Consider the following 23,724-nt stretch of genomic DNA (forward strand, 5'->3'; position numbering starts at 1 on the left):
CGCCCCCGCCCGCCCCCCCGGGCGCGGGGGGGGGGGGGGGGGGGCCCCCCCCCGGGGGGGGGGGGGGGGGCCCCCCCGGCCCGGCGTTCGCGGGCCCGCGGCGACTCCCGGCGGACCGCGAACGCCCTGCGGCGAGCAGGAGCCGGTGCTAGAAGACGATGTGCGGGTGGACGTCGGCCGCGAGGTTACCGTTGCCCTGGAGGGCACCGATGCTGCCGGCGTTGCCGGTGACGGCGAGGCCGTTGTTCTGGTTGCTCGCGCCCGAGCCGGTGGCCGTCTGCTGGGTGTTGACCACGTTGCCGTGGACGTTGCCGATCACGTTGTTGGAGCCGGTGTTGTTCACGATGCTGCTGTTGGAGTGCTGACCGGCACCGGCGCCGTTGTCGGCGTGCGCGGTGGCGGCACCGACCCCGACGAGGAGGAACGCCCCGAGGGCGGTGACGGCGGCGGCTGCGCGGATACGGGACACGGTGGTCTCCCTGGGAGTGGAGTGCGAAAAGTGGCGCGTCCCGGGGTGGCCGCCCCGAAGCGCCGGTTCCTGACGTCGCACGAAAAGCATTCACCAGCACCGTGGACGAACTCCACCGAATGGGTGGCGATTCGCCCGATGGTGTCATGCGGGAGACGAACCGGGAGGGCGGACGATGCCGGCGAAGGCCACCCGGGCACGGTCAAGTTCCCTCGAAGGAAGACGGGTTGGGTGACCCGGACGGCGGCGTCGGCAGGACGACACCGTCAAAGCGGGGTTGACCGGACCCCCGGCACCAGAAAGAAATGGTCGCCGGATAGTCGCACTGGCACACTGAGGATCCATGTCTGATGGTCTCCCGCCCGACCCTTCCTCCTCTCCCGCCGGCGGGCAGGAGGGTCTCACGCCCGCCGAGGAACTGCGTACGACCGAGGTCGACCTCGGCGGACTGGTGAACGTCCTCGCCACCCACCTCTACTCCACCCCGCTGGTGGCCCTGCGCGAACTCGTCCAGAACGCCCACGACTCGCACACCCGGCGGCTGCTGGAGGACCCGGACGGCGTCCACCGCCCGCTGATCCGGGTACGCGCCGACGCCGACCGGCGCACCGTCGGCATCGAGGACACCGGCGCGGGCCTCACCGAGCCGGAGATCCACGCCTTCCTGGCCACCGTCGGCACCGGCTACACCCGGATGCTGCGCGACCTCACCGGCAACCAGGAGCTCATCGGCGCCTTCGGGCTCGGCTTCCTCTCCGCCTTCTCGGTGGCCGACGAGGTCACCGTCACCACCACCTCGCACCGCGAGCCGCTGCTCGGCCACCGCTACCGCAGCTTCGGCGGCGAGCAGTACAGCGTCGAGCGGGTGCCCGCCCGGCCGACCCCCGGCACCCTGGTCGAGCTCTCCCTGAAGACCGAACACGCCCACCTCGCCGACGAGCACGCGCTGCGCGAGGTGCTCGGCCGCTACTGCGTGCTGCTGCCGATCCCGGTCTTCGTCGGCGACGACGAGCAGCCCGTCAACGCCGTCCCGGTGCCCTGGCGGCAGAGCGTCGAGGGGGACCAGCACGCCGCCCGGATGCGGTTCGCCGGCGCCTTCGGCCGCCGCTTCGAGCCGCTCACCGCCTTTCCGGTGCAGCCCGTCGAGGGCGGCAGCGACGCGGTCGGCCTGCTCTGGGTCCAGGACGGCGGCACCTACGGCAGCAGCGACAACCGCGACCTCGCGGTCTACCTGCGCGGCATGCTGCTCGCCGAGGACGCCCGCGACCTGCTGCCCGGCTGGGCCGGGTTCATCGGCGGCGTGGTCGAGTCCAGCCGGCTCACCCCCACCGCCAGCCGCGAGGACCTCCAGCGCGACGAGCACTACCGCGCGCTCCAGCAGGCCCTCGCCGACGCCGTGGTCGAGGGTCTCTACGAGACCGCCCGGCTGCGCCCCGCCGTCTGGCGCCGCATCCTCGCCCGGCACGGCCAGGACCTGCTCGGCGCCGCGCTCTGCGACGACCGGCTCTTCACCCTGCTCGCCGACGACGTCCCGGTGCCCACCTCCCAGGGCGACCTGACGGCGGGTGCGCTGCGGGCCGCCGGCGGCGGCGCGGTGCACGTCGCGCTCGGCAGCGGCGGCGGCTTCGAGGAGATGCTGTACCGGGCGATGCAGGTGCCGATCGCCCGCGGCGACCGCTACGCCGTCCTGCCCTTCCTGCGCCGCTACGCCGGGCTGCGCGACTGCCGGATCGTCGAACTGGGCAGTGAGAGCGGCAACCGCGAGCTGTTCCGCGACCCGGAGCGACCGCTGCCGGCCGAGGAGACCGCCTGGCTGGCCGGCGCCCTGGCCGACCCCGGCGAGCAGCTCGTCCCCGCCCGGTTCGACCCGCCCGGCCTGCCGCTCGTCCTCGTCCCCGACCGCGAGGCCGAGCTGAAGGCCCGGATCGAGGACGACCAGGCGGACGCCCGGATCCCGTCCGCGGCGCTGCGGCTGGCCCGGGCCTTCACCGCCCGCTCCGGCGGCGAGGTGAAGGCGCGGCTCTACCTCAACCTGGCCTGCCCGGCCGTCCAGGACCTGCTCGCCGCCTACCGCGGCGGGCACACCGGCAGCGCCACCGCCGCCGGGCTGCTCCGCTCGCTCAAGGTGATCATGGCGGCGGCCTCGGCCGGCTCCGCCACCGGCGACCTCGGCGGCGCCCTGGCCGGGATCGGCACCGCGGTCTCCGCGCTGACCGCCGCCGTGCCGGCCGGTCTGCCCGCCGTCCCGGACAGCCCCGGCGGCTTTGCCGGCCGGGGCTGACCGGGCCCCGACACGGCCCGTCGAGCGGGCCACCGGGCCCCGGGCCCGCCACCGTCCAGGACCGTGGACGGATCGTCAGCGGTGGTCGGCAGAGTGACCACCAGCAGCGCGCACCAGCACCACACCACACACCACACGGCGCACGGCGCACCAGCACCGGCACCACACCGCGCACCAGCACCGCGCACCACCCGCAGGGGGAGACGCAAGCAGCATGAGCACCGACATCTGGGCCTGGGTGCACGACACCCACCGGCAGCTGGCCGAGGCCGGCCACCGGCGGCTGGCCGACGCCATCTACGAGCTCCCCGGCCACGCCAACGAGGGGCGCAACGACCAGCTCGACGCCGTCTACCCGGAGGCGGTCGCCGCCGCCCGGGCACTCGGCCTGCCCTGGGTGGAGGTCTACCTGCGGCACTGGCGGATGCAGAACCTGCTGAACAAGCGCCACCAAGGCGAACAGGCCCTGCCCGAGGCGGTCGACCTGCTGGAGTTCGCGCACCGCGAGGAGACGGCCGGCTGCCCGCAGTCCGTCTGCGTGGTGCAGGACTTCGCGATCTGCCACGCCCGGGTCGACGGCCCCGGCTACGTGCCCGAGCGGCTCGCCGTGCTGAGCGAGACGCTGGAGCGGATCGAGCCCGCCCGGGCCTGCTTCGACTGCCTCTCCCGGGAGTACTCGGACGCCCTGGAGGACGACGGCCGCCCCGCCGAGGCGCTCAGCCACCTCGACACCGCCGCCGCCCGGATGCAGTCCGCCGGCCAGCGGCTCTCGCTGCACTTCCACCACTCCCGGGCCGGCACCCTGCACCTGCTCGGCCGGCACGAGGAGGTGCTGGCCCTGCTCGACACCGCCGAACAGGCCGAGCGCGCCCGCGGGCGGGAGATCGACGCCGGCGACCGCCGCTGGGGCGCCGTACTGCGGGCCCGCGCGCTCGCCTCGCTCGGCCGCACCGACGAGGCGCTCGCCCTGCTGCCCGGCCTGGCGGAGGCCGAGCGCCACGCCGACCTCCGCGCGTCCTGGACGACGACGGTCGATCTGCTGGTCGCGGCCGGCGCCCGGGAGAACGACGCCGAACTCGGCGCCGCGCTGGCCGGCTGGGTCGGCTACCTCGACGGCACCGGCTCCCACCGCCCCTGCGTCGACCTGCTGCTGGCCGCCGGCCGGCTGGCCGTCGGGCGCGGCGCCCGGACGATCGCGCTCACCCTGGCCGCGTTCGGTGAGCGCAAGCTCGCCCTGCTGCGCCGCACCGACGGCGTCGCGGAGTCGCTCGCGCGGCTGCGCGCGGACGCCGAGACGCTGCCCGTCCCGGAGCTTCCCGTCCCGCCGGCCGAGCTGTCGGCGTACCTCGCCGAGGCGCGGGTGCCCCACGAGAGGGGCGCCGACCTGCTCGCCGTCGCCCTGGAGCGCTACCGGGGTGAGCCGGCCGGTGCCACCGCCCTGGCGCTCGACCTGGCCGCGGTGCTGGGTGGCCTCGGCCACTCCCGGGCCGCCGCCGACCTGCTCTGGGACCGGCTGGACGCCGACCCGGCGAGCGAGGAGCTGACCGCCATGCTCGGCAGCGCCCTGATCGAGGCCGCGGACGACGAGGGCATCCGCCGGCTCGCGGACCGGCTCGCCGCGTCCAGCCCGTCCGGCGGCCACTGGGTCCGGGCCCGCTGGGCCGCCGCGGAGGGCCGCTGGGCCGAGGTGCTGGAGCAGTGCGAGGCGATCCTGGCCCTGCACGCGGACCGGATCAACACCCGCCGGCTGGCCGCCGCCGCGGCCACCGAGCTGGGCGACCACGCGGCCGCGCAGCGGTACTACGAGGAGATCCTGGCGCACGCGCTGCCCGCCGAGAACACCCCGGCCGAGCAGCGGCACCGCACCCTCCAGGAGCCCGACCTCTGGCACCTGGTCACCGCCGCGACCGTCAACCGGGACTGGGCGGCGGTCCGCTCGGCCGGCGCGCTGATCGGCATCGAGTTCGACGAGCCCGAGGGCCCGGTCGACGAGGAGTGGCAGCTGGTCACCGTCCGGGCCACCCGGACCAACGGCAGCACCGCCGACCTCCCAGCCGTCCGCACCGGCCCGGCCACCGCCCGCATCCTGCCGGTGCTCGGCGACGACCTGACGCTCAACCACGGCGACGTGGTGGTCTTCGCCCCGGCCCCTCTGGAGGAACCGCCCGGCGAGGACGCCCCGGAGGAGGAGCGGCGCCACCACCGCCCGGTGTTCGGGCTGCTGACGCTGCTCGACCCGGCCGGCTACACCACCTACTGGCTGGACGGCGGCTGGCCCGGCGACGAGGCCTGGGCCCGGCTGCGCGAGGAGCTCGGGCAGGCCGGCTACGCGGTCTGGGCCTACAGCGGGGACCAGTACGGCATCACCGACCCGGCCGAGAAGGACGCGGTGCTGCCCGGCATCTACGCCGCCGTCGGGGTGCCGCCCACCGCCAGGGCCGCCGAGGCAGACGCGCTGCTGCACCGGCTCACCGCGGACTGGCCGCACCCGCCGGCCTGGCTCGCCCTGGCCGAGGCGGCGGGCGCGGACACCGCCCGGCACGAGGAGATCATCGAACGCTACGGGCTGTAGCGGGGCGTCCTCGACGTCCTCGGCGGTGTGTTCCGAGGCGCCGGCGTCACGGGTGCCGGGCTACTTCCTCGGCCGGATCCCCTTCGTCCGGGACCACATCGAGGCGATCCCGGTCGGTATCGTGCTGGTCCCGGTGGTCCCGGTGGCGATCGAACTGCCGCGCGCCCGCCGGTCCGGCCGGTCCGTTCCCGGCCGCCACCGCGCCGGGTAGGCACCCCCGGCCGCCGCCGCCCGCCGCGACGTACATGTGCGTCCTGCAGTTCGATCAGGCAAGGTTGACCCCGGAGATCGAACGGTGGCCTGGCCGACGGGGCGCCACCAGGGGCGGCAAGGAGCGGGGAAGTGCCTAAGCGGGGCCGACCGGGCGGAGGAAAGCGGGCCAGGGGCGGCAGAACGGCCCGGCAGGCGCGGCAGCCGCGCCCGGCCCCACAGGCACGCCCGCTGCACCCCTCCGAGGCGCCGCCCACCGAGGGCCTGCTCGGCCACCCCGCCCCGATCGTCGAACCCACCACCGTGATCCCGCTGGTCTCGCCGAACCCGGAGACCAAGGGCCTGCTGAACCCGGAACCCTCGGGCGAGCCGGAGCCGGAGCCGGCCGGGGCGCCGGGCACCGGGCGGCCCGACACGGCGACCGCGGGCGCCGCCGGCGGAGCCGACGTCGGGGGCGCTCCCGTCTACCGCCGGCGCTCGGTCGCCGAGGACACCCTCACCCCCGAGGAGTGGCGGGCCGCCGGCTACACCCCGCCCGAGGGCATCGCCGTCCCCACCCTGACGGCGGGCGCCCCCGGCGAGGCACCCTGGCCGGACCGGATGCGCACCCTGCTGCGCACCCCGATGTCCGAGCGCCCGGCCTTCGAGCGGACCCCGCGCGAACTGCACCCCTCCGCCGCCCGCAACGTCCCGCGCATCCTCGACCTGACACTGCGCATCGGCGAACTGCTGCTCGCCAGCGGCGAGGCCGCCGAGGACGTCGAGGCGGCCATGCTCGGCATCGCCCACGCCTACCGGCTGGACCGCTGCGAACCGCAGGTCACCTTCACCCTGATCGGGATCTCGCACCAGCCCTCGCTGGTCGAGCCGCCGGTCACCGCGGACCGGGTGGTGCGCCGCCGCACCTCCGACTACACCCGGCTGAACGCGGTGTACGAGCTGGTCGCCGACATCACCGCCGAGAAGGTCTCCGCCAACGACGCGTACCGCCGCCTCGCGCTGATCCGCCGCAACCGGCACCCGTACCCGGCCTGGCTGCTCTCGCTGAACACCGGACTGCTGGCCGGCGCGGCGACCTTCCTGGTCGGCGGGCGAATCGACGACAAGGGCTGGCTGGTCTTCGCCAGCGCGTTCATCGCGGCCGTCCTCGGCGACCGGCTGGCCTCGCTGATCGCCCGGCGCGGGCTGCCGGAGTTCTACCAGTTCGTCCTGGCCGCGATGCCGGCCGCGGCCTCCGGCATCATCCTCTCGTTCAACGACTGGGGGCTGCGCGGGTCCGTGGTGATCACCGGTGGGCTGTTCGCCCTGCTCCCCGGACGCGCCCTGGTCGCCGCCGTCCAGGACGGCCTGACCGGCTTCTACATCACCGCCGCCGCCCGGCTGCTCGAAGTGATCTACCTGGTGGCGGGCATCGTCATCGGCGTGATGCTGATCCTCTACCTCGGGGTCGGCTTCGACCCCGAGCTCAGACCGGACGAGAGCCTGACCGGGGTGAACTACCCGCCGGTCCAGATGATCGCCGCGCTGGTGCTGACCCTGGCCTTCGCGATGCTGCTGCAGACCGACCGCCGCTCGCTCGCGCTGGTCACCCTGAACAGCGGCATCGGCTGGGCCGCCTACGGCGCGCTGGTCCACAACGCCGGGGTCTCCCCGATCGCCGCCACCGGTGTCGCGGCCGGCCTGGTCGGCCTCTTCGGCCAGCTGATGGCGCGTTACCGCAACGGCTCGGCGCTGCCCTACGTGACCGCCGCGATCGGCCCGCTGATGCCCGGTTCGGCGCTCTACCTCGGGATGCTCTCGTTCACCCAGGGGCACTCCAGCGCCGGCCTGGTGCAGATCACCCGCGCCGCCGCGATCGCCCTGGCGCTGGCGATCGGGGTGAACCTGGGCGGTGAGATCGCCCGGCTCTTCATGAAGCTCCCGGCCGGCGCCGAGCGGCCGGAACCCTACCCCGCCGCCCCCCGTCGGGCAGCCAAGCGCACCCGCGGCTTCTGACCGCCCGGCGGGCGGCGTCCGCCCGCCCCGGCGCCGCGTCGGAGCGGGCGGTGGACTCGTTGGGCGGGTGTTGGCCCCCGGGTCATGTCGTGGCAGGCAGTACGCAGGACCAGGAACGAAGGTAAGACGCATGACCACACTGCTGGACGGCTACCGCGAGCACATCGTCGCCGCGCACAAGCAGCCGCTGTTCCTGCTGCTGGTCGGATTCATCACCTCGTTCGTCCTGATCCGCTTCAGCGTCCGGATGATCCGGGCCAAGGTCCGCTGGTGGCCCGGCAACGTGACCCCCGGCGGCCTGCACATCCATCACATGGTCTTCGGCCTCGGCTTCCTGCTGACCGGCGGCATCGGGGTGTTCTCCACCTACGGCGGCCACCCCTGGATCGACGTGTTCGGACTGCTCTTCGGCATCGGCTGCGGCCTGGTGCTGGACGAGTTCGCGCTGATCCTGCACCTGGACGACGTCTACTGGAGCGCGCAGGGCCGCAAGTCGGTGGACGCGGTGATCTTCGGCATCCTGTGCACCTCGCTGCTGCTCGTCGGGTACGTGCCGCTCGGCGTGGTGCCCAGTCAGGAGACCAGGTGGGGGCTGGTCACGGTGATCTCGGTGAACGCGCTGGTCTCGGTCATCACCCTGCTCAAGGGCAAGATGTGGACCGGTCTGCTCGGCATCCTGGTGCCCGGCCTGTCCTGGATCGGCGCGATCCGGCTGGCCCGCCCGAGCAGCCCCTGGGCGCGCTGGCGGTACGCGACCCGTCCGCGCCGCCGGGCCCGCGCGCTCCGGCGCGAGCGCCGACTTCACCGGCGTGCGGACATCGCCCGCACCTGGCTTTTCGACCTGATCGCCGGCGCCCCCGACAAACTGCCGGCCGGCCACCCCGCCGCCCACCGGGTCGCCGAACGGATGGCCGCCCGGGCCTCCGCCCACCTGGACGCGCACGCCGCCCGGGCCCTGGCCCGCCGCTCCGCCCGGCTGGCCGACCGCCGCTCGGCGGCGGCCCCCGCACCCGGCGCCGCGCCCGCCGTCGGGTCCGAGCCCGGCCCCCGGCCCCGGGCACAGCAGCGCCGTCGCACCGTCCGGGCCGGCCGCAGCCGCACCTACGCGGTACGTCCGACCGGCCTGGAGCCCCGGCCGGACCGACACCCCCGGCCGCGGCCGCACACCCGCCGGATCCACCGGTAGTTCGTATACCCTGTGCGCCTGACCGACGGTGAGGTCCGGCCGGATCGGCCGGTGGAGCCCGGTCTGATCATCCGACAGCTCACCCGGTCGGCGGCGCGAGCTTGAGGCGTGAAAGCCGCCCCGGCTTGAGACCATGGCGACGAGTGACCGACTTGTCACGTGATGGGGTATTTCGCCGGGTTCGCCGGACACTCTCCGGGCGACCCTCGTCCGACACCTGAGAAGGGATGTCTCGTGGCGCGCAGGCTCCTTCCGACCCTCCTGTTGTCCCTCACCGCCCTGCTCGGGCTGCTCCCCGCCGCCGTGGCCGCCCCGGCCGAGCCGTCGGCCGGCGCGGCCCCGGCGGACGAGCTGGCGGACGGGCCGGCGGACGGGCCGTACCCCTCCACCGAGGAGATCGACCGGTCCCGGGCCGAGGCCGACCGCCGGGCCGCCTCGGTCGCCACCATCGAAGCCGGGCTCACCGCCGCCACGGCCGAACTCGACCGGGCCGGCCGGTCCGCCGAGCAGGCCGTCGAGGCCTACAACGGCGCCCAGCTCGCGCTCGCCCGGGCCCGCGCCGAGGAGTCCGCCGCCGCCGGCCGGGCCGCGGGCGCCGAGGCCGAGCGCGCCGAGGCCGCCGAGGCCGCCGCCCAGCTGGCTGCCGAAACGTACCGTCAGGGCACCACCGCCGAACTCTCCGCCATCAACGCCCTGATCGGCGCGCGCGGACCGCGCGAGGCCGGCGACCAGGCCGCGGTGGTCGGCGTCGCCAGCGACCGCACCCGGCAGATCCTGGACGCGGCCACCACCACCGCCGCCGCCGCGACCCGCGCCTCGGCCGCCGCCCGCGCCGCCGCTGAGGCCGCCGGGAAGGCCGCCGACGAGGTCGGCGCGGCCCGAGGGCGGGCCGAGGCCCGGCTGACCGCCCAGCAGGCGCAGGTCGTCACGGTCGGCCTCCGCCGCGAACAGCTGCTCGCCGACCTCGCCGCCGCCCGCCACACCACCGTCGAACTGGAGCGGCAGCGGCGCGAGGCGCTGGAGGCGATCGCCGCCCGCGAGGCCGAGGCCGCCGCCCGGGCTGCCGCAGAGAAAGCGGCGGCGGAGAAGCCGCCCGCACCGGCCGCGCCCCCGGCCGCCCGGCCGTGGTCGGCCGAGGGCGCGGCCGCCGCCGTGGCGTTCGCCCGTTCCAAGATCGGCCTGCCCTACGTCTGGGGCGGCGAGGGCCCGGGCGGCTACGACTGCTCCGGGCTGACCATGATGGCCTGGCGCGAGGGCGGCAAGCGACTCAACCACTTCGCCGCCGACCAGTACGCGCAGAGCACCCCGATCGGCTACCGCCAGCTCCGCCCCGGCGACCTGGTCTTCTGGACCGACACCGGCCGGGCCGCCGACATCCACCACGTCGGCCTCTACATCGGCGACGACCAGATGATCGAGGCCCCCCGCCCGGGCATGCCGGTCAAACAGGCCAGCCTCTGGATCATGGGTACCCCGGACTACTACGCCCGCCCGTAGGCCTGGGCGTGGCTCTGGGCGTGGACGTTGACGTGGCCCTGGTCCTGGACATGGCTCCGGCCCCGGCTGCGGAGAGTTCGCCGAGCGCCGGGTCCCCCCCGCCCGGCTGTCACCGCGCGTCGAAGTCCGTCCCCCGGGAGACCTTCTCCCACTCGGTGAGCTCGGCCCGCACCGAGTCCAGGTGGGCGGTCAGGAAGTCGACCGCGTCGCCGCCGAGGGCGAGGCGGAGCGGGGTCCGCTCGGCGTCCAGGGCCAGCCGGATCGCCGCCGCGGCCTTCGCCGGGTCACCGGGCTGGCTGCCGTCGCCGCCCTGCACCAGCTGCCGGGTCGCGCCGACCTTCTCCGCGTACGCGGGGTTCTCCTCGGAGAAGTACGCCGCACCCTTGCCGAACAGGTTGGTACGGAACGCGCCGGGCTCCACGATCAGCACCTTGATGCCGAACGGCGCCACCTCGTCGGCCAAGCCCTCCGACAACTGCTCCAGCGCCGCCTTGGTCGCGCTGTACGCGGAGAACCCGGCGAACGACAGCTGCCCGCCGAAGCTGCTGATGTTCACGACCGATCCACTGCCCCGCTCCCTCATCTGCGGCAGCAGCGCCCGGGTCAGCCGCGCCGGGCCGAACACGTGCAGCTCGAACAGGTCGCGCAACTCCCGGTCGGTGGTCTCCTCGAACGCCCCGACCTGGGTACGACCGGCGTTGTTCACCAGCACGTCCACCCTGCCGTAGCGGGCCATGACGTCGGCGGCCACCGCGTCGATCCGCTCGCCGTCGGTGACGTCCAGACGGATCGCCTCCACGCGGTCCGGGTACGCGGCGACCAGGTCGTCCAGCGCCCCCGTCCGCCGGGCCGTGCCGATCACCGTGTCACCGGCGGCGACCGCGGCCTCCGCGATGGCCCGCCCGAAACCGCTGGTCGCGCCGGTGACCAGCCAGACCTTGGCGTTCTCGCTCATCTGCATCTCCCTCGTCAACTACCGTTCGGGGCCGCCCCCGTCGACAGATCTCATTGTTCGTCAGATGCCGAAGCAGTGTCCAAGTCCCGTTGTGATAGCCATGAGTTATGAACGTCCACGGGCGCGACCTGCACTACTTCACCGCGGTCGCCGAGGAACTGAGCTTCACCCGCGCCGCCGAGCGGCTGTTCGTCTCCCAACCCGCTCTGAGCAAGCAGATCCGGATGCTGGAGAAGCAACTGGGCGGGCCCCTGTTCGAACGGGACCGGCGGACGGTGCGGCTGACCGCGGTGGGGGAAGCCCTGCTTCCGCACGCCCGCGCGGTGCTGGCCGCCTGGCAGGCCGCGGAGGCGGCGGTGGAGGAGGCGAAGACCGCCGAGCGGTGCACCCTGGTGATCGGCATGTCCACCAGCCCGGGCCGCGGGCTGCTGCCCGCCCTGCGGACCCGCCTCGTCTCCCGGCACCCGGCCGCGCAACCCGTCCTGCGCCAGGTCAACTGGGCGGATCCCAGCGCGGGGTTGGCGGACGGATCCAGCGACGTCGCCTTCGTCTGGCTGCCACTGCCGGACGACGACCGTTACCGGTACGCGGTGGTGGCCCGCGAGCCTCGGCTGGTCGCGCTCCCGGACGGACACCCCCTGGTGGCGCGGGCCGCGGCCGACCCCGAGGGGAAGGTGGACTTCACCGACCTGCTGGACGAGCCCTTCCTCGCCCTCCCCCCGGAGTCCGGCCTGCTGCGGGACCACTGGCTCGCCCTGGACGCCCGGGACGGCCGCCCGCCGCGGATCGGCGGGGTGGTGGCCAGCGCCGAGGAGACCCACGAGGCGGTCGCCGGCGGCCAGGGGGTGGCACTGCTGGCCACCGGCAACGCCCCGCTGGTCGTCCGGGACGGGGTGGTCGCCGTGCCGGTCCGGGGCATATCCCCGTCCCAGCTGGTGGTAGCCGCCGGCCGGGACGACAGGCGGCCGCTGGTTCTCGCCTACCTCGCCGCCGCGCGGGAGGTCGGGGCCGCCACCTGCTGATTCGGCGCCCGGAGCGCGGTGGATCGCGCGGGCCCTGGGGGCCTTGCCCTCGTGGGCCTGGGGCCGGTGGGTCTGGTGCGGTGGGTCTGGTGCGGTGGGTCTGGCCCTCGTGGGTCTGGCTCCGGTGGGCCCTGGGCTCACCGGTGGCCGCCACGGCAGGTCCGGGTGGCGCCGCCGGCCGGGCGGCGCCCGCACGGCCGGCGGGCCGACCGGGGACGGACCGGGGCACCGGACGGGTCACACCGCCCCGGGGGCCGCGCAGGATCCGGTACTCGGCCCGGGGCGTCTTGACGTCCCCCCGCGCGCCGCAGAGCCAGTGCGCCGACGAAGACCGCCGCGGCGCCGGCCGTCAGAAGAAAAGCCGTTCGTCTGTTCCGCACGATGGTGCTGATCCTTGCCGGGGAGAGATCGGTGATTCGCGACCGGTACGCCACCGGCCGCCCTGCGGCCGCCGGTCAGTTTCCGGTGAGCTGCTCGTGGACGCACTGCGTGTATTGCCGGAATGTGTCGGGCCGGTAGCACTCCTGCGTGTTGTCGGCGTACCAGACCATGAAGAAGGCCATCAGGACGGACAGCACGATCGCGATGCACGACGTCACCAGACCGGCGACGGCCTTGCCCCGGCCGACGCCGGTCCGCCTGCCCGCCCCCAGGGCGACGACCCCCAGCACCAGGCCGAGCACGCCGAGCAGGCCGCCGACGAAGACGACCGAGGTGAGCAGGCCGGTGACACCCAGCACCAGGGCGGCCACCGCCGGGCCGTCGCCGCCGGCCGGAGGCTGCCGGCCGTGGCCGGGCGGGTCGTCCGCCCCGGCGGCCCGAGGCGATGCCGTCCGGCCCGGCGCGGTGGCCGTGGTTCGCGTGTTCATCAGTACTCCCGTCACCTGGTCAGGGCGCCATTCTGGATTCCGGGGACCGGGCCGCGGATCCCGGGAAGGCGGGAGAAAACGCTCCCCCGATCGGGGGAGGCCGCGGATGGGCGGCCCGACCATACTGGCCCGATCATGATCAGAGGAATTCGACCGCTGTTGAGCGGTTCCACGTATTCGGGTGCGCTGTTCGCCTATTGCGGCGCTCTGGCAAGCCTTGTCCTCCTGCCTTTCGCGCTCCTGCCGGCGGCGTGGCGATCCGCTCCTGACGGAGTGCTGGCCGCGTTGGTGCTGCTCGTCTGGGCGGTACTGGTCGGCGCGGTCGGGTTGGCCCGCACCACGCGCCGGGTGCTGGTCGTGTGCGCCCGGCGCCTGCTGCGGGTGCCGCTGCCGGACCCGGTGGTCGTACGGCCCGCGCGCTCACCCGGCCCAGGGCAGGCCGCGGCCCCAGCGACCCCCACCGTTCCGACCGTTCCGACCGGCGCCGACCGCTGGCGGACTCCGATCTGGCTGCTGCTGCACGTGGCACTGGGGTGGACGGGGGCGCTGGTGAGCGGCCCGCTGCTCCTCGTGGGCCTGGCCCTGCCGGGGAACTGGACCGGCGCCGAGGCCGGGCTGAATCTGTTCGGCTGGTCGGTGCGGCCGGGGGACGGCTGGGGGAGCTGGGCGGCCGCACTCGGCTGCGTGCTGGCGGCGGCGGCCGGGTGCGTACTGGTGGCGGGTGCCCTGCGCTGGTTGGCGCCACGCCTGTTGGGGCCGTCGTCGGCCGAGCGGCTCGCGCTGGCGGCCCAGCGGGAGCTGCTGCTGGCCGAGCGCAACCGACTGGCCCACGAGCTGCACGACTCGATCGGGCACACGCTGACGGCGGCCACGATCCAGGCGGCCGTGGCGGGCGAGGTGCTCTCCGCCGACCCGGTGGCGGCGCGGGCCGCCCTGCGCAGCATCGAGGAGTCGACCCGGGCCGCGCTGGAGGACCTGGACTACGTGCTGGGCGTGCTGCGCGAGGAGAAGGCGGGGACGGCGCCGACCCGCACCCTGGCCGACCTGCCGGAGCTGCTGGACCGGTTGCGGCACGCGGGCGCGCTGGTCGAGCCGGAGCTGTCGGGCGAGCTGGCACAGGTGCAGGGGACGCTCTCCCGGGCGGCGTACCGGATCCTCCAGGAGGGTCTGACGAACGCGCTGCGGCACGGCGCCGGCGGGCCGATCGAGGTCCGGGTGGCGGCGACGCCGGACGGGCTGGAGCTCCGGGTGGTCAACTGGACCGGGCCGGGTACCGGCAAGGGCCCGGGCGCCTTCCCGACGTCCGGGCACGGGCTGCCCGGACTGGCCGAGCGCGTGCGGCTGCTGCACGGTCAGATCGAGGCCGGCCCGGACGGGCCCGAGCACTGGCGGTTGGAGGTCCGGCTGCCGGTACGGTTGTCGGCATGATCGGCTCTGGGGTGGACGCTCGTGACACGAGCGGGTCCGACGCGGGCGCTCGGACCATGACCGACTCTGACGCGAATGCTCGTGTCACGAGCGGTTCCGGCGCGGGCGCGGCCGTGACGACGGCCGCCGGCCCGGCCGACGCCGGCCTCACCGGCACCCCCGTCACGCTGCTGATCGCGGACGACGACGAGGTGACCCGCAGCGGTCTGCGGATGCTGCTCGCGGCACAGCCGGGGATCGTCGTGGTCGGCGAGGCCGCCGACGGCGTCGAGGCGGTCGAACAGGCGCGGCGGCTGCGCCCGGACGTGGTCCTGATGGATGTGCGGATGCCTCGGTGCAACGGCATCGAGGCCACCCGGCAACTGCTGGCCGATCCGGCCGCAGCGCCGAAGATCGTGGTGATCACCACCTTCGAGAACGACGGCTACGTCACCGCCGCGCTCAGCGCGGGGGCCAGCGGGTTCGTGCTCAAGCGGCTTCCGGTCCGGAGGATCGCGGAGGCGGTCCGGGTGGTGGCGGCGGGGGAGGCGATCCTCTTCCCGGCAGCACTGCGCCGGATGGTCGCCGCCCGCCCGCTGGGCTCCGCCGAGGCGCTGCCGAAGGCGGCGCTGACGGGGCGGGAGGAGGAGGTGCTGCGGTTGATGGCCACCGGCCTGTCCAACCCGGAGATCGCGGACGCGCTCACGGTGAGCCTGGAGACGGCCAAGACCCACGTGGGGAACGTGCTGACCAAACTCGGCGCGCAGAACCGGACCCACGCGGTGGTGATCGCCTACGAGTCCGGCCTGGTGGTGCCGGGGTTCGCCGGCTGACGCCGCTGCGCGTGCACTCGTTTGCCCACTGACTTTGCAAAGTCTCACCGGGTCGCAGGTGGGCCGGCCACGAGGTCCGGGGCACGGGGTCTGGTCACGAGGTCCGGGTCACGAGGTCCGGGTCACGGGGCCGGTCGGCGGCTTCGGCCGGCGGGGGCGGTGCGGACGACCGGGTGCCCTCCGGTCCACTTTGCAAAGTCTCACCGGGCCCGGGAGACCGATGTGGCCGCGTGGCCGCGTGGGCGGCGGGACCGGGCGGAGAATAATGAGGTGCCGCGGTTCGAGGGCGGTCGTACCGTGACGTCATGGGCAACGTGGTGGACGGTGGGGCGGGCGAACCGGGCGGCGACCGGCAGGGTGAGGGCCTCGGCGGGGTCGAGATCCGGGCGATCGCCGAGGACGAGATCGCGGGCTGGGACCGGGCGCTCACCATGGGGTTCCTCCGCTCGCACGTGGAGAGCGCGGCGGACTTCCGCCGTCGGCAGTGGGAGCCCGGCCGGGTGATCGCGGCCCTGGACGGCGGCCGCTACGTCGCCACCTTCCGCAGCTTCGACGTCGAGCTGACCGTCCCCGGCGGAGCCGTCGTCGGGGCGGACGCCATCACGTCCGTCACCGTGTCCGCCACCCACCGCCGCCGCGGCCTGCTCAGCCGGATCATGGCGGGGGACTTGGCGGCGGCCCGTGGGCGCGGTTCGGCCGTCGCGATCCTGATCGCCGCCGAGTACAACATCTACGGCCGGTTCGGTTTCGGCCCGGCCACCCGCGGCCACGGCTGGAACATCGACCTGCTGCGGACCAGTGGCCTGCGCGCGGGCCTGCCGACCGTGCCCGGCGGGCGGATCGAGTTCGCCACCATGGAGGAGCTGCGCAAGGTCGGCCCCGAGCTGCACGAGCGCTGGCGGCTCACCCAGCCCGGCGCGATCGCCCGCAGCGAACTCTGGTGGCAGCGCCAGACGGGCGACGTCCAGGTGCCGGGTTTCGAGTGGAAGGAGCCCTTCGCCGCCGTCCACCGGGATGCCGCAGGCACCGTCACCGGCCTGGCCGTCTACCGGGTCGACGACAACTGGGACGGCAGCTACCCGAACTGCACGCTCACCGTGGTCGACTTCCTCGCCCTGGACCGGGGGACCGCCGCCGAGCTGTGGCGGTTCGTCCTCTCCGTCGACTGGGTGCGCAAGGTCGTGGTCGAGAACATCGGCCCGGACGACCCGCTGCCGCTGCTGCTGGCCGACCCGCGCGCCGCCACCCCGTACGTCGACAACGCCGACTTCATGTGGCTCCGGGTGCTCGACGTCGAGGCCGCGTTCAACGCCCGGACGTACGGCGCACCAGGCAGGGTCGTGCTGGAGGTCGAGGACCGGGCCGGGTTCGCGGCCGGCCGGTGGGCGGTCGAGGCCGCCGCCGACGGCAGCGGCCGCTGCACCCGCACCACGGACGAGGCCGACCTCGCGCTGGACGCCTCCGCGCTCGGCTCGCTGTACCTGGGCGGCGAGACCGCCCCCCGGCTGGCGGCGGCCGGACTGGTCACCGAGCTGCGCCCGGGCGCGGCCGCCGCCGCCGACCTGCTGCTGCGCACGCCGCTGTTGGCCTGGAACCCGGACAGCTTCTGAGTGTCCGTCGGCGCCCCGTCCGGCTACTTCGCCGCCGTCCTGCCGATGGTGGGGAGGATGAAGTCCTGGATCAGGCCCTTGGCATCGCGGACGATCGGGCGGAACACCCGGTAGCGGGAGAGGTTGATGACCCGGGCCACCATCGGGGTCGAGCGGCGGACGTACTCGCGGGTGCGCTCGGTGTCCGGGGTGCGGTCGAAGACCCAGTAGAGCACGACGACCATCAGGTTGAGCCAGAGCAGGTCGGGCAGCAGCTCGGCCAGTTCGGCGTCCAGCTTGGGGGCGAGGTCCGAGCCGGCCAGCACCTCGCCGAACAGCTCCACCGCGGTGGCCCGGGCCGGGTGGGACTCGTTGGAGAACGGGCTCAGCGAGCTGGTCGGGTCGGCCGCCGTGCGGAAGAACTGGGCGGCGAACTCGTGGTACGGCGCCGCGCAGTCGATCCAGGAGGTCACCGCGATCTCCAGGCGCTCCGCGAAGTCCTTGGTGCCGGCCAGCCGGCGGCGGGCGTCGGCGGCGTGCTCGTACGTCATCCGGTCGTAGAACCCCTGGATGAGGAATTCCTTCGACGAGAAGTAGTAGTAGGCGTTGCCGACCGAGACCCCGGCCTCGGCGGCGATGGCGCGCATGGTGGTCTTGTCGTAGCCGCGCTCCTGGAACAGCCGCATGGCGGTCTCCAGGATCAGTGCCCGGGTCTGCTCGCTCTTGTCCGTCTTCGGCTGGGCACGGCTGCCGCGCGCCTCGGCGGGCGGCGCCGCCGGGGCCGTCGGCGCACCGTTCGCGTCCTCGGGGCTGTCCGTGCCGTTCGCCTTGCCCGTACCGCTCGTGCCGTTCGTCGCTGCCAGGTCGTCCACGGACCCGAGCCTAGCCGGAGCGGTCAGCTCCAGTCGGTGTCGGTGCGCGCGGTACCGGATGCCCCCTCCGCATCCGGTGCCGCCGCCCCGGCCCCTTGCATTTCGAACCTGTTCAAAAGCATGGGGTGACTGTAGGGGGAAGATTGAACATGTTCAAGTTCGGGATGTGGGAGGCTCGTCCCATGGACGTCACCATCCGCCGCGGCACCGCGGACGACAGCGAGACCGTTGCCGAGCTCCATGCCCTGAGCTGGCGGACCGCCTACACCGGCATCGTTCCGGAGCAGGCGCTCGGTGACGGGATGGCCGCCGAGCGGCGCGAGATGTGGGAGCTGCGGCTGGCCGCCGACTACGGCGAACCGGCCAACACCCCCGAGCTGCTGATCGCCGAACAGGCCGGCAGCATCGTCGGGTTCGCCTACGTGGTGCCGCAGCCCGACGGTCGGGTGCTGCTGGAGAACCTGCACGTCCGGCCCGGCCGCACCGGCGGCGGCATAGGCCGCGCGCTGTTCGACGCGGTGAGCGACCACGTCGCGACGTGCCACCCCGGAGCCGACCTCTACCTGGAGGTACTGCGCGACAACACCCGGGCGGTCGCCTTCTACGAGCGCGAGGGCGGCCGGCGGACGGCGGAGCAGGAGGGCATCTTCCCGGGCGGGTACGCGCTGCCCGAGTACGAGTACACCTGGTCCTTCGCCGGAGTCCGGGGCGGATCCCCGACCTGAGGCCCTGCCGGTGCGGTCTCCGGTGCCGGTCTCCGCGCCGGTGGCTAGTCGTGGTCGTAGACCGTCGCCGGCACCCCCCGATCCACCAGGCGGGCCGTCACCAGCGGCTCGACCAGCTCCCACCGCCCGCCCGCCAGACCGCAGCCGATCCGGGGCATGTGGACGGAGGCGCCGAGCGCCAGCGCCTCCTCGGCCACTGCCGCCAGGGCGGTGTCGATCGCCTCGTAGCGGACCGGGGCGCCCGTCGACCGGCCCGTCCGGATGCCGCGCTGGCCGACCATGTTGGCCACCCGGACGTACTGTTCGACCTGGACGACCTGGACGGCGCCCAGGCCGAAGTCGTTCCGCGCGCGCTCCCGGTGCCACCGCCGGAACGCGGCCTCCGGCTCCGGCCAGCGCCGTGAGAGCGCCAGGACGAAGCCCTTGCCCCAGCCGCCGAGGTCGTTGCAGACATGGGCGATCACCTTCACGCCCTTGCCCTGGGGCGCGGTGGCGTCGCCGCGGACATATCGGATGGTCGCCGGTTCCATGGCCGGCAGGTTAACCCGCGGCAATGACAACCCGTCGGGATTTCCCGGGTGCCGGGGGAGCGGCCGGGACCCGCAGGTGCCGGCGTCCGGTCAGGGCGATCAGCAGGGCGAGCGAGGCGGCGCCGGCCGGCAGCCAGTAGCCCGTCCCGGGGGCTGTGTGCTCGGCCACCGCACCGGCGAGCGCCGCCCCGGTCGAGATGCCGACCACGATGCCGGAGACCGCCACCGCCATGCCCTCGTTCAACTGCCGTTGCGGCAGCAGCTCCTGGACGAGTGTCATGCCGGTGACCATGGTGGGCGCGGTGCCCGTCCCGGCGGCGAACAGCGCCGCCCCGAGCAGGGCGAGCCCGGCGCCGCTCAGCCCGGCGGCCAGCGGCAGGAGCAGCAGCACGGCCATCGCCGCGACGCCGGACAGGAACCGGACGCCCGGCGCCCGGCGCGGCCGGAGCAGCCCGAAGACCAGCCCGGCCGCGCAGGAACCGCCCGCGACCAGCGCCAGCAGCCCGCCCGCCAGCGGCTTGTGACCGAGCGCGTCGGCGTAGGCGACCGTGGTGAGCTCCATCGAGCCGAAGACCACGCCGGTGGCGAGGAAGGTCAGCAGCAGCGCCCGCAGCCCGGGCACCCGCAGCGGCGAGCCGTGCTCGCGGGGGTGTCCGCCCGGCTTGCCCTCCTCGGCCGGGTGACCGGGGCCTTCGCCCTGCTCGGCCCGGTGTCCGGACCGTGCGTCCGGCGAGCCGAGCCGCCCGCCCGGCACCCGGTCCGCGAGCGGGGGCTCGGTCCGGCGCTGGGCGGCGAACAGCAGGGCGCCGGCGGTGCCGAACACCCCGGCGGCGAGCAGACCGGCCTCCGGCGCCACCGTCGTGCAGAGCACCATCGCGAGGACCGGCCCGGCCATGAAGCAGAGCTCGTCCAGCGACTGTTCGAAGGAGTTGGCCAGGTGACGGGCGGCCGCGTCGTCCCGGTACAGGTGCGCCCAGCGGGCCCGCGCCATGCCGCCCAGGTTCGGTGCCGCCGCGCAGGCCGCCCAGCAGACGTAGAGCGTCCAGTCGGGCGCGCCGAGGCGGACGCAGAGCAGCAGCCCGGTGAGCGGGACGGTGTTGTACAGGGTGGCCGGCACGGCGACGCGAGCCTGTCCGTACCGGTCGACCAGCCGGCCGATCAGCGGCATGCCGATCGCCCCGGCGACCAGCCCGGCCGCGGAGACGGTGCCCGCCAGCGCGTACGAGCCGCGCCGCTCCGAGAGCAGCACCACCAGGGCGACGCCGGTCATCGACAGCGCGACCCGGCCGAGCAGCCCGGCCAGGGTGAACGCGATGGTGCCGGGCCGGGCGAACAGCCGTCGGTACGAGACGGGCATGGAACTCCTCATGGAGGGAGAGGGGGAGGGCTCCAGCCTCGGTCAGCCGCCCGGCCCCGGTCCAACACCTGTTTCGCGGCACTCACATCATGGTGTTGTTAATCTGCCGCCATGCCCCACGACCTGCACCCCCGGCTGCTCCGCGGCTTCGTCGCCACGGCCGACACCCTGCACTTCGGTCGGGCCGCCCAGCGGCTGCACGTCGCCCAGCAGGCACTCAGCCGGGACATCCGCACGCTGGAGAAGCTCCTCGGCGACACGCTCCTCACCCGGACCACGCGCAGCGTCGACCTCACCCCGGCCGGGCGGCGGCTGCTGCCGCAGGCCCGCCGACTACTGGCCCTGTACGACGAGATCGTCGCCGGTGCCGAGCGCCGCCCGCTGCTGCTGGACCTCAACAGCGATGTCACCGGGCCCGACCTGACCACCGACCGGGTGCTCGAACGAGCCCGGGCAGCCTGGCCGGAGGGCGAGATCCTGGCCCGCTTCCTCGGCGGACTCGCGGCGGCCGCCGAGGAGTTGGCGGCGCACCGGCTGGACGCCGCGTTCGGCCGCTTCGCCGGACTGCCGGCCGGGCTGCGCGCCCAACTGGTGCAGACGCCGGTACGGCTGGAGCGGGTCTCGGTGATGATGGCGGCCGGCCATCCGCTCGCCGACCGGTCGGCGCTGCGGCTCGCCGACCTGGCCGGGCACCCGGTGGACGTCTGCGCCGGCAATCCGGCCACCACCGAGTGGGCGGACCTCGGCACCGGTCTGCTGCGTGCGCACGGCCTCACGCCCGCCGCGCCGTACGTCCCGCCGGTCGGGGTGGACGAGACCGCCCGGTACCTCACCCGGCACGGCGACCCGATGCTGACCACCATCGGGGGGCCGCTGATCCCCGGTGTGGTGAACGTGCCGCTGGTCGACCCGGTGCCGCTGACCCTGGTCAGCCTGGTGCACCGCCCGGACCTGCGGCACCCGGGCCTGGCCGCGCTGAGCGCGGCGGCCGCCGAGCTCGGCGCACACGAGGGGTGGCTGGACCGCCCGGCCGGCAGCTGGCTGGCGGAGGCCGACGCCGCACTGCTCGCGGCGTAGCGGCGCCCGCCGGGGCGTGGCCGGAGACGGAGACGGCCCCGCCCCTGCCGTTCGGGGGTCGGCAGGGGCGGGACGGGTGCGGGCGCTCGGCCACGGCAGTCGGTGTCGGCCCGCCGTGGTCGGGCGCCGGGTAGCGGCCGTGGTCGGCCGGGTCAGGCCGCCTTGACGGCCGAGATGTCGAAGCTGAGCTTGACCTTCTCGCCGATCAGCACGCCACCGGTCTCCAGCGCCGCGTTGTAGCTGAGGCCCCAGTCGGTGCGGTCCAGCACGGCCACGCCCTCGAAGCCGACCCGCTCGGCGCCGTACGCGTCGGTGGCGCTGCCGGTGTAGTCGAGGTCCAGCACGATCGGCCGGGTGGTGCCCTTAATGGTGAGCTCGCCCGTCATCCGGTAGGAGTCGTCGCGCAGACGCTCGGCAGCGGTGCTGCGGAAGCGGATCTCCGGGTGGGTCTCGGCGGCGAAGAAGTCGCCGGTGCGCAGGTGCTCGTCACGCTGGGCCTGGTTGGTGTCGATGCTCGCGACCTGGATCACCAGCTCGGCGCTGGAGTTGTGCGGGGCGGTGCCGTCCAGGTGAAGCTTGCCGACGTACTCGGTGAAGCGGCCCTTGACGTTGGTGACCATGGCGTGGCGCACCGAGAAGCCGACCTCGCTGTGGGTGGTGTCGATCGCCCAGTCGCCGGTGAGGTGGCCCAGGTCCGGGCCGGCCGGGGCCTCGACGACGGTGGTGGTGGTCGCGGCGGCGGTGTTCTTGGTGCGGTTGAAAAGGCCCATGGCTCCTCCTCGGGTCGGAAGCCATTTGTTTAGGCTTCAACTTGTTGGCTCCACCATAGGACGTTTTCGTTCAAAGTTCAACCATGGCGTCCGAGGAGTCTCGCAGAACCACCTGGAGGGCGCGGCGGCGCGCCCGCGGCACCGCGGGAGCCCCGGTACCCGCAGGACGAGGGGTGTCGGCGGCGATCGGTATCGTCACCCCCGGTCCGGCCGTGCGGCTTGACCCTCGACCTGGTCGAGGCCACAGAGTCCCGGACATGGAGAGCGACCTGCGCAGCATCGGCGAACTGGCCCGCGACAGCGGCCTCGGCGTCAGCGCGCTGCGGTTCTACGACAGCGCCGACGTGCTCGCCCCCGCCTGGGTCGACCCGCGGACCGGCTACCGCTGGTACGCACCCGGTCAGCTCGCCGACGCCCGGCTGCTCTGCCGGCTTCGGCGGGTGGGCCTGCCGCTGGCCGACATCCGGGCCGTGCTCGGCGCGGAGCCCGGCTCCGGCGCGGGCCGCCGGGTGATCGACGCGCACCTGCGCCGGCTGGAGGACGGCCTCGCCGACGCGCGCCGGGAGCTCTCCCTGATCCGCACACTGATCGACCAGAGGGAGAGCCCCGTGACCGCCACCCCCACCGCACACACCTTCACCGTCCCCGCCCGTGAACTGGCCGAGGCCCTGGGTGCGGTCCGCTTCGCGGTCGGCGTCGACCCGGAGCACCCGGTGCTGTCCGGCGTGCTGTTCGACCTGGACGGCGGACTGCTGCGGCTGGTCGCCACCGACCGGTACCGGATGGCACTCGCCGAGGTGCCGTTGCCGGCCGTAGCCGCGCCGCCGGTGCCGGACGCGTCCGCCACGGGCGGGGCCCCGGTCGCCGCGATCGTGCCGACCGCCCTGGTCGACGGCATCCGCGCACTGCTGGGTTCCGGTGCCGAGCAGGCCGAACTGACCCTCGGCGCCGGCCAGGTCCGGGTTGAGACCGGCGGCCACCGGATCGAGGGTGCCGCCCTCGACCACGACTACCCCGACTACCGGTCGCTGGTCCGGCTGGACCCGGTCCACCGGGTCGGCCTGCCCGCCGCCGAACTGCGCGGCGCCGTCGAGTCCGGCGCCACCCGCAGCCTGCCCTCCGGTCCGCACGGCGAGGCCTGCGAGGTCACCGTGCTCACCCTCGACCGGAACGGGCGGCTCACCGTCGCCGCCGACGACGACCAGGCCCCGGGCGACATCCGGGTGGCGGTCAACCGCGACTTCCTCCTCGACGCCCTCCCGGCCGCCGGCCCCGCGCAGCTGGTCCTCGAACTCACCGGCCCCATCGCCCCGCTGGCCATCCGCACGGCCGGCCGTGACGGCACCTTCTCCATCCTGATGCCGATTCGGGTGCCCGAACTCGGCTGATCCGCCGGTGCCGACCGGGGCGGCCGTGGGCGCCGGGAACGCCGACGGGGCGGCGTGGGCCGACGTGGTGTCGGAGTCACGCCGCCCCGGGGGCGGGAGGGGGTGCGGGTGGTGGCCCGC

Annotated in this window: 20 protein-coding genes; 13 read left to right on the forward strand and 7 right to left on the reverse strand. The window is 74.7% G+C overall.

All coding sequences use genetic code 11. The features are described from left to right. Positions 1-148: 148 nt before the first annotated feature. Positions 149-469, reverse strand: coding sequence for a hypothetical protein (locus tag AB0J08_RS36290; RefSeq protein WP_360642623.1), 321 nt, complete (start codon positions 467-469; stop codon positions 149-151). Positions 470-812: 343 nt separating this feature from the next. On the opposite strand from AB0J08_RS36290, the gene AB0J08_RS36295 reads away from it, so the two are divergent. From AB0J08_RS36295 to AB0J08_RS36320, 6 genes are all read left to right on the forward strand, one after another. After that, a complete protein-coding gene (locus AB0J08_RS36295; protein WP_360642625.1) occupies positions 813-2,750 on the forward strand; it encodes an ATP-binding protein in 1,938 nt (645 codons plus the stop codon). 214 nt (positions 2,751-2,964) lie between these two features. Next, positions 2,965-5,322, forward strand: coding sequence for a hypothetical protein (locus AB0J08_RS36300; RefSeq protein WP_360642627.1), 2,358 nt, complete (start codon positions 2,965-2,967; stop codon positions 5,320-5,322). Between the two features lie 52 nt (positions 5,323-5,374). Further along, on the forward strand, positions 5,375-5,533 hold the full coding sequence (locus AB0J08_RS36305; protein WP_360642629.1) for a hypothetical protein: 159 nt from the start codon (positions 5,375-5,377) through the stop codon (positions 5,531-5,533). 131 nt (positions 5,534-5,664) lie between these two features. Next, complete coding sequence (locus AB0J08_RS36310; RefSeq protein ID WP_360642631.1) at positions 5,665-7,527, forward strand: threonine/serine exporter family protein; 1,863 nt, start codon at positions 5,665-5,667, stop codon at positions 7,525-7,527. Positions 7,528-7,657: 130 nt separating this feature from the next. Then, positions 7,658-8,713, forward strand: coding sequence for a hypothetical protein (locus AB0J08_RS36315; RefSeq protein ID WP_360642633.1), 1,056 nt, complete (start codon positions 7,658-7,660; stop codon positions 8,711-8,713). 234 nt (positions 8,714-8,947) lie between these two features. Continuing rightward, the gene (locus AB0J08_RS36320) at positions 8,948-10,210 is read left to right on the forward strand and encodes a C40 family peptidase (RefSeq protein WP_360642634.1); all 1,263 of its coding nucleotides are present in this window, start codon (positions 8,948-8,950) and stop codon (positions 10,208-10,210) included. Positions 10,211-10,319: 109 nt separating this feature from the next. On the opposite strand, the gene AB0J08_RS36325 is transcribed toward AB0J08_RS36320, so the two are convergent. Further along, the gene (locus AB0J08_RS36325) at positions 10,320-11,165 is read right to left on the reverse strand and encodes an oxidoreductase (protein WP_360642636.1); all 846 of its coding nucleotides are present in this window, start codon (positions 11,163-11,165) and stop codon (positions 10,320-10,322) included. 107 nt (positions 11,166-11,272) lie between these two features. On the opposite strand from AB0J08_RS36325, the gene AB0J08_RS36330 reads away from it, so the two are divergent. Continuing rightward, complete coding sequence (locus AB0J08_RS36330) at positions 11,273-12,187, forward strand: LysR family transcriptional regulator (RefSeq protein WP_360642638.1); 915 nt, start codon at positions 11,273-11,275, stop codon at positions 12,185-12,187. A gap of 455 nt (positions 12,188-12,642) precedes the next feature. On the opposite strand, the gene AB0J08_RS36335 is transcribed toward AB0J08_RS36330, so the two are convergent. After that, entirely contained in the window at positions 12,643-13,056 is a 414-nt protein-coding gene (locus AB0J08_RS36335; RefSeq protein WP_360642640.1) for a DUF4190 domain-containing protein, read from the reverse strand. A gap of 273 nt (positions 13,057-13,329) precedes the next feature. Here AB0J08_RS36335 and AB0J08_RS36340 point away from each other — a divergent pair, with 273 nt between their 5' ends. From AB0J08_RS36340 to AB0J08_RS36350, 3 genes are all read left to right on the forward strand, one after another. Further along, a complete protein-coding gene (locus tag AB0J08_RS36340; RefSeq protein ID WP_360642642.1) occupies positions 13,330-14,484 on the forward strand; it encodes a histidine kinase in 1,155 nt (384 codons plus the stop codon). Positions 14,485-14,540: 56 nt separating this feature from the next. After that, entirely contained in the window at positions 14,541-15,296 is a 756-nt protein-coding gene (locus AB0J08_RS36345) for a response regulator transcription factor (protein WP_360642644.1), read from the forward strand. Positions 15,297-15,601: 305 nt separating this feature from the next. Next, entirely contained in the window at positions 15,602-16,906 is a 1,305-nt protein-coding gene (locus AB0J08_RS36350) for a GNAT family N-acetyltransferase (protein ID WP_360642646.1), read from the forward strand. A gap of 23 nt (positions 16,907-16,929) precedes the next feature. On the opposite strand, the gene AB0J08_RS36355 is transcribed toward AB0J08_RS36350, so the two are convergent. Continuing rightward, the gene (locus AB0J08_RS36355; RefSeq protein WP_360642648.1) at positions 16,930-17,757 is read right to left on the reverse strand and encodes a TetR family transcriptional regulator; all 828 of its coding nucleotides are present in this window, start codon (positions 17,755-17,757) and stop codon (positions 16,930-16,932) included. Between the two features lie 182 nt (positions 17,758-17,939). Between AB0J08_RS36355 and AB0J08_RS36360 the strand changes: the two genes are divergently transcribed. Beyond that, positions 17,940-18,482: a GNAT family N-acetyltransferase gene (locus AB0J08_RS36360; RefSeq protein WP_360642650.1), complete on the forward strand. Its 543-nt coding sequence runs from the start codon at positions 17,940-17,942 to the stop codon at positions 18,480-18,482. Between the two features lie 44 nt (positions 18,483-18,526). Here AB0J08_RS36360 and AB0J08_RS36365 read toward each other — a convergent pair whose 3' ends face one another. Next, the gene (locus AB0J08_RS36365; RefSeq protein ID WP_360642652.1) at positions 18,527-19,012 is read right to left on the reverse strand and encodes an Appr-1-p processing protein; all 486 of its coding nucleotides are present in this window, start codon (positions 19,010-19,012) and stop codon (positions 18,527-18,529) included. 10 nt (positions 19,013-19,022) lie between these two features. After that, positions 19,023-20,369, reverse strand: a complete 1,347-nt coding sequence (locus tag AB0J08_RS36370; protein WP_360642654.1) for an MFS transporter — start codon at positions 20,367-20,369, stop codon at positions 19,023-19,025. Between the two features lie 111 nt (positions 20,370-20,480). Between AB0J08_RS36370 and AB0J08_RS36375 the strand changes: the two genes are divergently transcribed. Beyond that, positions 20,481-21,446 carry a LysR family transcriptional regulator gene (locus AB0J08_RS36375; protein WP_360642657.1) on the forward strand — a complete coding sequence of 322 codons (966 nt, stop codon included), beginning with the start codon at positions 20,481-20,483 and terminating at the stop codon, positions 21,444-21,446. A gap of 152 nt (positions 21,447-21,598) precedes the next feature. Here AB0J08_RS36375 and AB0J08_RS36380 read toward each other — a convergent pair whose 3' ends face one another. After that, positions 21,599-22,216: a YceI family protein gene (locus AB0J08_RS36380; protein ID WP_360642660.1), complete on the reverse strand. Its 618-nt coding sequence runs from the start codon at positions 22,214-22,216 to the stop codon at positions 21,599-21,601. Positions 22,217-22,473: 257 nt separating this feature from the next. Here AB0J08_RS36380 and AB0J08_RS36385 point away from each other — a divergent pair, with 257 nt between their 5' ends. Next, positions 22,474-23,604 (forward strand): MerR family transcriptional regulator, encoded by a 1,131-nt coding sequence (locus AB0J08_RS36385; protein WP_360642662.1) that lies wholly within the window; start codon positions 22,474-22,476, stop codon positions 23,602-23,604. Positions 23,605-23,724 lie beyond the last annotated feature (120 nt).

This window comes from Kitasatospora sp. NPDC050463 (genome assembly GCF_040655255.1).
GTDB lineage: Bacteria > Actinomycetota > Actinomycetes > Streptomycetales > Streptomycetaceae > Kitasatospora.